The organism is Microbacterium sp. P5_E9 (genome assembly GCF_054049175.1).
Window position 1 is genome coordinate 593,667 of sequence record NZ_JBFUMV010000002.1, and the last position, 13,253, is coordinate 606,919.

General features: G+C 69.3%; 1 protein-coding gene (only partly in view). It reads left to right on the forward strand.

Annotation, left to right across the window (positions count from 1 at the left end):
• On the forward strand, positions 1-13,253 hold the start of the coding sequence (locus ACXJ3V_RS06195) for an HYR domain-containing protein (RefSeq protein ID WP_457099382.1). It continues 20,884 nt past the right edge of the window; the window shows 13,253 of its 34,137 coding nt (coding positions 1-13,253); its start codon is at positions 1-3; its stop codon lies beyond the right edge, outside the window.

Here is a 13,253-nt window from a genome sequence, read left to right on the forward strand (position 1 = left end):
GTGGATCTGCCTCGCTGGGGAGCGCTGACCAATGCCGGTCAACGCGTTTCCCGCGCGCGATCGACGGTGACCCTCCTGGCGCTGCTCGTCGTCACAACCCTGACGATTCAGTTCGCAGCGGCTCCTGCGGTCACCGCGGTTTCTGATGGGTCCGCGCTGACCGCGACCCAGGTCGGGGCATCTCCCGTCGCGCACCGGATCACCACGACGATGCTCGACCGCGCGTTCGCGCGGGCAAGCGCCGAGTGGCAAGCCGCCGGCGTCGACACCACGGGTATCACGGCGCTCATCGCGGAACTGCCCGGCCGCACGCTCGGGCAGACCTCGGGACGGACCATCCGCGTCGACATCGACGCGGCCGGCTGGGGCTGGGGCCGCATGAGCCTCGTCTCGGTGCTGCGCCATGAGATCGGCCACGCGGTCGGCCTCGCCCACTCGCACCACGGCGTCATGCGGGAGGTGCTCGCACCCGGAGCGACGCTGCGCGTCGATGCCGCGGACGCGACCCACGCCGGCGGAGCCCCCGTCGGCGGGGCGCTTCTCGCACCGCTCGAGGTCATCGATGACACGTCGCCGCCTCCCGCTGACGTATCGGCACCGGCGCCGATCGAAGAAGCCGCACCGGTGGCCGAGCCGGTTCCGGCGCCCGAACCGATCCCGGCGGCCGACCCTGTGGCGGCACCCGAGCCTGTGCCGGCACCCGAGCCGGTTCCGGCGGCTGAGCCCGGTTCGACTGACGAGGGCGTGGCCGCCGAGGCATCCGTCCCCGTCGACGAGACTCCCGCGGACGCGGCTGCGGAAAGCACGACCGCTGACGCGGCGGTCGAGTCCGCTCCCACCAGCCCCGCCGGGGGCCTTGTTGCGTCGGTCACCGGCATCGACTTCGGCTCCGTGCAGCCCGCGCTCGGGGGCACGCAGACCTTCGTCCTGACCAACACAGGCACCGACGCGGTCGCCCTGAGCACTCTGCTCGCCGACCTGCTCGACGACCCCACCGGGGCGTTCGAGATCACCGGACTGCCCGAAATCCTGCTGCCCGGTGAATCCGTCACGGTCACCGTCACCGTTCGGCCCGGCGCCGCCGGGCCGCGGACCGCGACTTTGACCCTTCCTGGTCTCGAGCCCATCCCGCTCTCCGCCGTGCTGACGAGATGGAGCCTCGAAGGCGACGTCGCCGTCGCCACCGCGGGCGACAGCTTCGAACACCGCCTGGTCTTCATCGACGGCCGCCTCGAACTGGTCAGCCTCTCGAACGCCGGCGACATCGACGCCACCGCGGATGCCGCGACGGTCGTCGTGCGTGGCGGCGGGGTCGCCGATCGATTCCTCCTCGACGGGGATGCCGGCGGGCGCAGCGTGCGCATCTCGGGCGGCGGCGGCTCCGACACCCTCGCCGGCCCGTCCGGCGACGTCACCTGGCAGATCACCGGCGACGGAGCCGGCACGGTCGCGGGCTTCGCCTTCGACGGATTCGAACAGCTCGTCGGCGCCGCGGACAACGAAGACGTGTTCGACTTCTCCGCTGATGGTCGGCTCGCCGGCGTGATCGACGGCGGTGCAGGTGGATTCGACACGCTGGTGCTGGATGCCGCGGGCCGAGCCGTCGTGTCGGAGGCCTACGACCCTCATTCCGGCGTCGTCGAGGTCGGCGGCGTTCGGTACGGCTACACGGGGCTGGAACCCATCACGCTCTCGGGCACCACGACGATCACGGTCAAGGGGACTGCGGGCGATGAGGTCATCACCGTCGCGCCCCACGCGACCCTGCCCGGCTGGCTCACGGTGACCTCGCCGACCTCCGAGGTCCTCAACTTCTCGATCCCGACCGCCGCGCTGATCGTCGACGGCCTGCTGGGGGTCGACGAGGTCCGCTTCACCGGAGCGATCGATCTCGTCGCCGCATCCCTCACCGTGCTCGCCGAGACGATCCTCGTGCTGGCCGGTGCGTCCCTGCAGACGGTCGGGGACGTCACGCTGGATGCCGTCGCCTCGACGGATTCCGCAGCCCCCGGTGTCGCCGCGACCGCCAGCGTCGCCGGGCACCTCGAGGGGCGGAACGTCGTCGTGAGCGCGACAGCGAGACAGCATGTGACGCGCACCGGCGCTGCCGAGACGGCGACTTACACCCTCGGATCCTCGGCGGTCGCCGAGATCGTCGCAGGGGCGAGCGTGGTCGCCGCAACGCTGCAGGTGCTCGCCCGGACGGATGTCGACTTCGAGTACGACGCCGTGGCCATCTCACTGACGCCGTGGACCACGTTGGTCTCGGTCGTCGACTCGCGCGTCGACCTGAACCTCGCGAACTCGACCCAGGCTGCGATCCAGTCCGGGGCGAGCGTCACCCTCGTGGGCGGCGGAGCATCGCCCTCCGGTCCCGAAACCCTGCTCGTTGCCGCTGCTGATGTCACTCGTATCGTCGTCGCGCTCGAGGATCAGAGCCGGCCCGCGCTGCAGGCCCTCTTCGCAGACCCCGTGGCCGGACCGACCTACGCGAACACCTTCTTCGGCTTCGACAGCCTCCAAGTGCACGTGACGATCGCCCGCGACACTCAGGCGTCCATCGACGCCGACGTGTCGACGTCGGGGCTCGCGGGCGTACGCGCCCGCAACGAGGGCGACGTCGAGGCGAGCGTCGACTCCGCCCTCGTGGGCGTCGGCCACATCACCGTCCTTCAGGACGACGCCGTCGCCGGCGTCGGCGATGTCACCCTCGGAATCGGCGGCCTGGACGTGAACGCGTCGACCGCGACCGAATACAGGGTGATGGCGAAGGACGCGATCATCGCCGTGACGGGAACCACCAGCTCCGAGCTCGACGGCACCGACGTCGACAGCGAGGGCGTCGTGACGGTCGGCGCTCACGACACGAGCGTCCTGGACGTCGAAGCCGGCGATCAACTCCTCATGCCCGGAACGCCGCTCATCACCGCCACGGGCGTGCGGGCGTGGAATCGGCTGAACCGCGTCGTCGAGGCCGAGATCCAGGACGCCGTGGTCAGCGCCGCCGGTCTGGTCACCGTGATCGCTCAGAGCGCGCCGACGCTCCGGGCCCGCACCATCGCAGCCTCGATCGCCGAACGCGACAGCGCGATCGTGACGAGCGACGCAGTGGCCCTCGCAGGCCTGTTCGCCGCGAACTCCCTCGTGGGCCGGGTCGTCGCGAGGATCATCGGCAGCGCCGTGGAGGCGGCGGGCATCCTCGTCTCTGCCGACAGCGCGGACGCGCTGATCGACGCCACGTCCGACGTGTCCGCAGTCGCGGCGACGGGGGAGCTGTCGCTCGACAACCTCCCCAAGCTGACGCTCAGCGCCGCGATGGCCGTGAATCTCATCGGCTGGGTGCTCGCCTCGAGCACGGACGCCCTCCTCGCGGCGGCATCCCTCCTCACCGGAGTCAACTTCGGGACCGCGGCGCCCTGGAAGGTCACCGCCTCGGCGATCGACTCCCGCCTCGACTCCTCCGGCGACATCCAGGTCTCGGCCCGCTCCGCCGAGACGATCAACGCGACCGTCAGCAACACGTCGGAGGCGCGCGCCAACACGCTCGCCTTCGCGTTCAGCGCCGGCGCGGGACTGGTCCTCGCCACGAGCAAGATCCTCGGGGAGACTCGCGCAGACCTGCGCTCCACGTCGAACTCGCGCGCGGCGATCCGGGCGGACGGCGCCGTCACGGTGAAGGCCGACCACGCCGCGGGCATCTTCTCGAATGTGAAGCTCACGACGGCGTCCGTGACCGTCAACGACGGCGGCGTGCACCTCCTCGCCGACGGGATCGATCTGCTCGCCGGCCGCTATGACCACCTCTCGACCGACGGCGTCGTGACACTCGACTTCGGCGACATCGTGATCGTACCCGTGGGTGCGACCTCCGACGACTTCACGGCGCAGAACGACAGCGCCGAGCAGGTGCAGACGGTCACGTCAGGTGCGGTCGTGCGGCTCGCCGACGATTACACGAAAGCACGTCACCAGACGTCGCTGGGCGTGCGCTACGTGCTGCACGGCGACATCGTCCTCGTTGAAGCCGGTCACGACGCCGGGGGCGACTGGGACACGCTGTACCGCTACCTGGGCGCCAGCACCCGCATCGATCTGGAGGCGGAGGACTTCACCGTCGCCTCGCGCTGGGCAGTGATAGGCGGTGAGGCGGGGAGCGCCTATCGCTACCTCGGCTCCGGGGGCGGGCTCGACCTGAACTCGCAGGACTACTCCGACACGACGCTCTGGGTGCGTGTGGCCGACAAGCCGCTCAGCATGTACAGCTGGATGGGCCCCGACGGCAAGGTCGTCGACCTCGACACGGAGGATCTGCTCGACCTCGGTTGGTGGAAGCCCGCCAACCTCGGCGACGCATTCCCGAGCGGCTTCAACATCACCGATTCGCAGGCACTCGCGATCTCCGCGGCCATCGTGCTCAACGATGTCAGCAGCGACGTGAGCGCGATCGTCGAATACGTCGCGGTCGATGCAGGTTCGCTTACCGTCGAGGCCATCGAGCAGGCGACCATCCATGCGGATGCCGATGTGACCGCGACGGCCTCCGGCGGCAACAGCGTCACGGGCGAGGGGCTCGCGCTCGCCGTGAACGGCATTCTCGCGACGAACCGGGTGCTGGGAGGGGCGACCGCGGCCGTGCTGTCGAGCATCCTCGACATCGGCGGCGGCATCATCGTGCGCGCCCTTCTTCAGGCCACGGTCGAGGCGTCGACGCGCGCCGCGCTCACGACTGGCGCGCAGGGATTCGGCATCGTCCTGGCATTCAACACAATCGGGTGGACGCCGACGGCGACCTTCTTCCAGCTCATCGAGGCGATCCTCGGATCGAGCGTCATCGGCGACCACACCGCCTACGGCAACGAGGCGCCGTCGGTGGCGAAGGCCCTCATCCGCCAGAGCACGGTGTCGGCCGGCGGGGCGGTCGAGGTGACGGCGGATGCCGCTGCCACCGTGTCGTCGTACGTCGGCAACGACGCCACCTCGTTCCCCGCGGCGCTCTTCGGGGCGGGCGGGCTCGCCGTCAACGGCGTCGTCTCATCCAACCGCGTCTCGAGCGGCGCATTCGCGCAGCTCGAGGGGATCACGCCCGCCTCGTGGACTCTCGCGTCGCCGCCGGCGTCCATCAAGACCGGGGATGTCGTGCACACTCCGTCCGGCGTCTTCCAGTGGACGGGGCTGGAGCGCGGGCCCCCGGTCGCCGGCGAGAACTTCGCAGCCCCCGGGTGGCGGCGCCTGAACGACATCCCGTCGACCCTCACCGCAGCATCCCTCACCCTCGACGCCGTGGCAGCCTCCGTCATCGGGGCGACCACGACGCTCTACTCCGAGGTCTCACCCAACAACGACGCCGGGTCGGGCCTCATCAACAAGTACCTCGGCGACCAGCTCGCCGACTACCTGTTCACCAGCAATTCGGGCACCGTCTCACTCGATCTTGGCGACCGCATCCGTGTCGCCGACGACTTCTCCGGCGACAACGCGGGGCAGGTCGTGCAGTGGATAGGCCCCGACGGCACAGACGTCGATCTGTCGGTGGCCGACTTCGACGACGCCGACCTGTGGAAGCTCCTCACCCCGACGAGCCTCTTCACCTCGTCCCTCGCCTATGCGCTCCTCGGCGAGATCGGCACGCGCATCGGCAAGTCGCTGACGGGCGAGTCGAAGGGCTACTTCGGTCTCGTCGTCTCCAACGACCTCCGTTCGGAGGTCATCGCCTCGATAGCAGACGTGCCGGTCACCGTCAGCGACGCGATCGCAGTGACGGCATCCGATTCGACCTCACTGACGGCGATCGACTCGAGCACGCTCGTCGCCTGGGAAGGCGGCGGCGGAGTCCTCGCGATGAACGCTGTGCTGGGTTCCGCCGACGCCCTCGTCACCAACAGCCCGCTCACTGCCGGTGGCGACCTGACTGTGGCGGCGACCCAGAATGGCGATGCCGTCTCCGTCGCGGAGACCAAGGTGGAGGCATGGGCGGCCACCGCGATCATCCTCGCCTTCAACTCGCTCGGGTGGACCTCGCAGAACCTCCTGTCCTACCTCTTCGAGGCCCTTTTCGGAGTGAGCGGGGCTGACATCGCGGCCCGATTCGGCGTCTCTGAGAACGAGGTCGTGAAGGCGATCTTCGGAGCCCTCCAGCCCTCGGCCGCTCGTGCGCTCGTGACCGACTCGCCGCTGCACATCGGCGGCGACATCACCGTCTCGGCTGTCTCGGCCACAATCCTCAACGCGACCGCCGCCAATGAGTCGACTGTCGAAGCGGCCGTCGACATCACCTTCCCCAACGCGGGGCAGAAGGCCAACAAGGCCACCAAGCAGGTCGCCGGCTACGGAGCCACCGGCGCCGCCACGGGAATCCTCGCCGCGACGAACAAGGTCAACTCCCTCGCCCGCGCCGAGATCGTGTTCACGGGCGCCCGCGGCGCTGTGCAGGCCGGCGGCGTCGTGACCGTCAGCGCCTCCGACGAGGCGGGCGTCGCGGCGCAGAGCACGGTCGTGCAGGATGTCGCAACGTCCAACACCCTCGCAGGCATCACCGATGTGCTGAACCAGATCGTGATCCCGGGCGACTACGACTACACGACTGAGTCGGGCGTGCGTCACATCGTTCCCGAGCCCGTGACCCTGCCGGTCGGAGAGCTCGGGGGGATCGGAACGCAGGTACGGGTCGGGCAGAAGTGGGTGGATGCCTGGCTCCTCGTCCACGCCGGTGGCACGGCGCCTGTCGTTGGAGACGTGTACCGCTACATCGGCCCCGAGCGGTCCATCGATCTCGGCAGCATCACCGATGCGGACTTCACCAACGCAGCGCTCTGGGAGCGGATCGTCGCAGGCCAGGACGACCTCGGCCGGTTCTATCCCGAGATCGGAAACCTGACCGACTCCGACGCGCGATCGATCGGCATCGTGTTCCTCCTCAACGACGTGCGCTCCTCAGTGACGGCGCAGGTCGTCAACGCCTTTGTCACCGGGACGGATGTCTCGGTGACCGCGGGGGAGACCGCCTGGATCGAGGCGGAGGCACTGCTGAACGTCAAGGCGACCGGCGGCAGCTTCTACGGATCCGGTTCGGTTCTCGCCGTCGCCGCGCAGATCGTGACCAACCGCGTGCTCGCGTCGGCGACCGCACTCGTCAAGGACTCGGTGATCGTCGTCTCGGGCGACGTGAGCGTCACCGCGTTCAACGACTCCGGCATCGACGCGACGCTCCTGACGTCCGCGTACTCGGGTGAGCAGGCGATCGGCGTCGTCCTCGCCTTCAACTCCGTCGGCTGGACCCCCCTCGACATCATCCTCGCGACCGTCGCGGGCCTCCTCGGCGACCCCGCCCTCTTCGACATGTTCGGCACCCAGCAGCCGGCGAAGGCGAGCGCCCGGATCGTCGACACAGTCATCGGCGTCACCGGCTCGGTGCTCGTGGAGGCGGCGAACGCCGCCGACGTCAGCGCGACGGTGAGCAACGCGGCGACGAGCGAAGCGGGCGCACTCTTCGGGGCGAAGGGGTCGGCCGCGGGGCTCCTCCTCGCGACCAACAAGGTGTCCGCCGCTGCCGAGGCCGCCATCGAGAACACCGCGGGCACGCCCCGCGAGGCGTTCTCCGCGGGCGGCGACGTCACGGTCCGGGCGACGGACCGCTCGGGCGTCTTCGCCAACAGCGTGCTGGTGACCTCCTCCACGACTGTCAACGACGGCGGCATCTCGGTCGCGCAGGGCTACATCAACGACAACGTCGTCTCGTCCACCTACACCTCGACAGAGGGCACACGCGTCCTCAAGCGAGGGGACACGGTGCGCGTCGCGGCGATCGAGGAGGACTACGCGAGCGGTGACGGAGAGGTCGACCTCGAGAACGGTCAGATCGTCCGGGTCGACGACGGGTACAGCGACGCACGCTTCGACAGCGACTCCGGAGTCCGCATCGTCCTGATCGGCGAGGTCGTCGAAGTGCTCACCGGATACACCGGCGGGGGAGCGGCAGGCGCCTACCGCTACCTCGGACCCAACGCACGGCTCGATCTCGGCGCGATCGACTACTCCGACACATCGCTCTGGGCCCGCATCGCCGGCGAGAGCGATCGCGCTTACGCCTACCTCGGCACCGACCAGACGATAGATCTCGGCCTCGTCGACTACTCGGACGCGTCCCTGTGGCAGCCGCTCGGAGGAGACGAGGGCATCGTCTACGAGTGGATGGGGCCCGACAGCACGCCGGTCGATCTGGGGCTCGCCGACTACAGCGACCTCGGCTGGTGGAAGCCGCTGCCGATCACCGGCATCCTGCCCAGCGGTCTCAACGTCACAGGTTCCGACGCGATCGCGTACGGAGGCCTGGTCGTCCTCAACGATCTGCGCGCATCCGCAGTCGCGCGGATCGTCGATCTGCGTGTCGTGGCGGCCGCGGTGACGGTCGCGGCCGCGGAAGAGGCCCTCCTCCGAGCGATCACGGATGGGTCGATCATCTCCTCAGGAGGAGCGTCGTTCCCCGAGATCGAAGGCGACTCCGTCGCCAAGGGCGGCGTCATCGCGACCAACGTCGTGCTGTCGGAGGCGATCGCCAAGATCGTCGACAGCACCGTCATCGCCGGCGGCGACGTGCTCGTGCGCGCCGACAACGTGGCTCAGCTCGATGCGACGACGAAGGTCTACATCGAATCGGCCCAGGCCAACCAGGGCATCGCGCTCGCGTTCAACTCGATCGGCTGGAAGTCGCAGAACGTCCTGTTCAACATCGTCGACACGATCATCGGCGATCCGCTTCTCGGGGAGCTGACCGACGGCCCGCAGCCGGCCAAGGTCGAGGCCCTCATCGAGCGCAGCGACATCGACGCCGGCGGCGACGTGGCCGTGATCGCCGTGAACTCGGCGGTCATCAACGCCGAGCTCAGCAACGAGTCCCGGGCCGTCGTCGTCATGGTGTTCGGCTCGACCGCCAAGTCGATGGGCTTCGGCGTCGCGAAGAACCTCGTGAACGTGAGCACGACCGCAGCCGTGCGCGGCACGCTGGCGACCCCCGTGAGCGTCGTGGCAGACGGCGCCATCACCGTGAGCGCCGACGAGGTCGCCGAGATCGTCGCCGACAGCACCGTCGAAGTGCTCTCCCAGGCCGTCAACGACCCGACGCTGCTGTTCACCGGGATCCTCGCTGCCGTCGCCCTGAACTACGGCTACACCTCGAACTCCGGCTCATCGGTCGCCATCGAGAACGGTGCACTTGTTCGCGTCGCCGACGGCTATGCCGGCACAGCAGCACGCGGCAACGTGTACGAATGGCGCGGCGGAGACGCGACCGTGAACTTCGGCGCGGAGATCTACACGGACACCAGCCGCTGGCGCCTGATCAGCACCGACGAGGAGAACGACGAACCGATCGAGTGGCTGGTCTGGCTCATCCAGAAGGTCGCGTCGCTGTGGACGAGCGCGCAGGGAGTCGCCGGGCTCGTCGTGGTCAACGACGTCCGCGGTGGCGCTGCGGTCGAGATCACGGATGCCACGATCGACGCCGAGGGCGCCGTCACCCTGACCGCGACCGAGCGCGCCGCCATCACGGCGACCACGACGAGCATCGTCAAGGTCGAGGGCGGCCAGGGCGACGTCGGCGGCGAGTCGGGCGGCAGCGGCGGCGCTGGTGGCACGGGCGGCACGGAGCCCCCTGGCGGCGAGGACGACGACGGCTTCCGCTCGCTCGGCATCAACATCGTCATCGCCACCAACACGGTGCTCTCCAGCGCTACCGTCGACGTGACCCGCTCAACGGTGACCGCAGACGGCGACATCGTCGTGCGGGCGCAGAACCTGTCGTTCATCGACGCCGAGCTGACCAACGCCACCGCGACGACGGGCATCGGCGTCGGAGTCACACTGGCCTTCAACTCGGTCGGATGGGACTCGCAGAACATCGTGTTCAACATCGCCGAAGTGTTCGCCGGGGCCATCATCGGCACCGAGAACGCCGCCGAGACCACGGCCGATGTGACCGGCAGCACGCTCAGCGCCGGCGGAGGCATCGAGGTCAGCGCGGCCAACTCCGCACATATCGACGCGCACGTCTCCTCGTCGGTCGTGACGGTTACGGTGAGCCTCGAGGATGAGGCGACCTCGGTCGCCATCGATCCGGTCATCGCGATGAACAAGGTCAGCACGAAGACGCTCGCGCGCATCCAGGACGCTGTGGCGGTCGACGCAATCACCCCGTCGATCTCGGCCGCTGGGGGAGACCTCGTGGTGCGGGCCGACGACCTGACCTGGATCAGGGCTTTCGTAGAGGCGCCCGTCACCGCGGTGGCGGTCTCGCTCAACTCCGAGGAGAAGACCATCGCCGTCGGCGTGGCCGTGAGCATCACTCGCAACGACATCCAGACCGAGACGGATGCCGAGCTCCTCGACGTCGAATGGGCTCAGGCGTCGGGCGCTGTGACGGTGGCCGCGACCGGGTCGTCGATCATCGACGCAACCGCGACGGCATCCGCCATCACCGTAGCTGTCTCCCTCAAGGAGGGCACCGCCGTGAGTGGGGGCGGCGCGGTGGCGATCAACATGATCGCCGGGCGCACCAACGCCACGATCAACGGGTCACATGTCACCGCGCTGGGTTGCGTTCCCTTGATCGACGCCACGACGGTGCCGCGGTGCGGCATCGAGCTCTCCACGATCTACGACGCGACGATAGACGCCACCGTCCGCGCGCTCGCCGTCGCCGTCGCGGTGTCGGGCAGCGGCACGACGCCTGCTGTGGCCATCGGCATCTCGGTCGCCCGCAATCTCATCGGCTGGCAGCAGTTCGGCAACCCGACGGCCTTCGACAACAGCCACACGGAGGACGCCGTCGAGGTGAAGGCGAGCGCCATCGACTCCACGCTCGAGGCCATCGGCGGCACCTCCGACGTTGTCATCTCGGCAGAGACCTCCTCGACGATCACCGCGATCGTCGAGGCGACCTCCGTCGCCGTCGCCGTCTCGAGCGACACCGCGGTCGCGGTATCGATCGGCGGTGTCTGGACCGACAACATGATCGGCGCAAGGGTCGAGGCATCCGCGACGAACACTGCGATCAGCGCCGGTCGGGCCTTCAAGGTCACCGCTTCGGACACGTCGTCGATCACCGCTGACGCGCAGGCTGTGGCCGTCTCGGCCGCACTTACCGCGGGCAAGGGTGGCGCGGGAGCCGTCGGCCTTTCACTCGCCCACAACCAGATCGACGTCCAGGTGCGGGCGCTCATCACGAATGCAGGGATCATCACCGCCCCCGGCGGCGTCTTCGTCATCGCGACCAGCGACAGCCACATCCTCGTGCAGTCGGTGGCGGTGGGTGTCGCGCTGGCTCTTGCCGGCGGATCGGCCGCGATCTCGCTCGCCGGCGGCGGGTCGGAGTCGACCAACCGCATCCTGTCGTCGACGCGCGCGATCGTCGAAGGCGGGTCACTGGGCAGAGCTGCCACGGCCAACACTCCTGCCGTGCCCGTCAGCACCGTGGAGGTGAAGGCCACCTCGAAGGGCAGCATCCACGCCGTCGTGCTGGGCGTCGCCGTATCGCTCGCCTTCGGCGGCGGTACATCGCTGGGCCTTGCTCTCGGCGTCGCCGTCGCGCGGAACCTCATCGGCTGGGATGACCAGCCGGTCACGTCCGATCACCTCTCGAACCAGGTGATCACCGGTGGGCTGGCGACGGGAGATGTCGTCGAGATCGTGGGCGGCGTCCTCGACGGTGAGGCCTACAGCTATCGCGGGCCACCGCTGAGCGGCCCCGTCGACCTGCGCACCATCGACTACACAGACCCCTCGACATGGACGCGCGTCGGACTCCGCGCGACAGACGCGGACACGGAGGCGCTCATCTCCGGTGCTGACGTCTACGCCACCGGCTCCGTGACCCTCTCCGCCACCTCCTCTCAGACCATCGAGGCCCTCGTCATCGCGGCCGCCGCAGCCGTTGCGGGCGGCAGCGACGCCGGAGTAGCCCTCTCCGGCGCCGGCGCATACGCCGAGAACCGCATCCACGCCTCGACCCGCGCCGCCATCGACGGCGGCGACCTCGATGCCCCCGCCACGGTGCGCGCGGCATCCGTGAGCATCACGGCGGAAGACTTCTCATCGATTCGCAGCGTCGCGGTCGGGGCGTCCCTCGCTGCCGGCATCGGCGGCAACGCGGGCGTGGCCGTCGCGATCGGCCTGTCGATCGCCTTCAACTCGGTAGACGTCGACGTCGCCGCCGCGATCATCGCAGCCAAGGTCACGACCACTGCGGGCTCGGTCACGGTTCGCGCGCTTTCCCACGGCTCGGACCTGTTCACCCTCACCGGCATCGACAGAGACCAGCTGGATGACGCGGCACAGGGCGCCGAGGACGACAGCACGACCGGCGTCAATGAGAAAGCTGTCGACACGGCCGCAGACAACGATGTGCTCGGCGCGATCGAATCCGCCTTCCACGCCGCGAACTACCCCCTCACCGCCGGCAAGCACCGCTCGGACGTGACGGTCGCGCCGGTCTTCTCGACGCTCGACGGCGTGGTGGACCTCGCCCGCGGCGACGCGGTGCGGGTCCTTCCGGGACACCCCTCGGGGTTCACCCCGGGCGTGTATATCTACGCAGGTGCCGATGCCATCGATGTGGACCTCGCCAGCGGCGACGCGTTCGAGAATGCGGCGCTGTGGAAGCAGGGTTCGTGGGTCATCGTCGAGACCGGCGACGTGGTGCGTGATGTCGCGACCGGCCGGTCGTACACGTACCTCGGCACGACGGGGCTGCTGAACCTCGCGGATCAGATCTACACGAACACGGCGCGCTGGAAGTACGCGCCGCCTGTCCTCACGATCGTCGAGGCTCGCAGCGTGTGGCAGCTCACCTCCGGCACCGACGTCTTCCTCATCACCCGCGATCCGGTGACCGGCGCCCTGCGCGTCTCGCGTCCGACCATCGACGCGCTGTCGATCGCGGCATCCGTGTCCGTGGCCATCGGGAGCACGGCGGGTGTGGCCGTCTCCGGTGCCGGCGCGTACGCCCGCAACGACGTGACCGGGTCGGCGAACGCGTGGATCGCTGACAGCTCAGTGGATGCATCGGCGGCCGTGGCCGCAGCGGGCGCGGTGACCCTGGAGGCTGCGGCCAGCTCGTCCACCGTGTCGACGATCGTCGCGGCATCCCTCGCGGTGGGCGCGAGCGGGACCGCGGGCATCGGCGTCTCGATCGGCGTCGCCATCGCCGACAACCGCATCGGCGGCTACGCCTCCGACGGCACCCGCCAGCCGCTCGAAGTGCG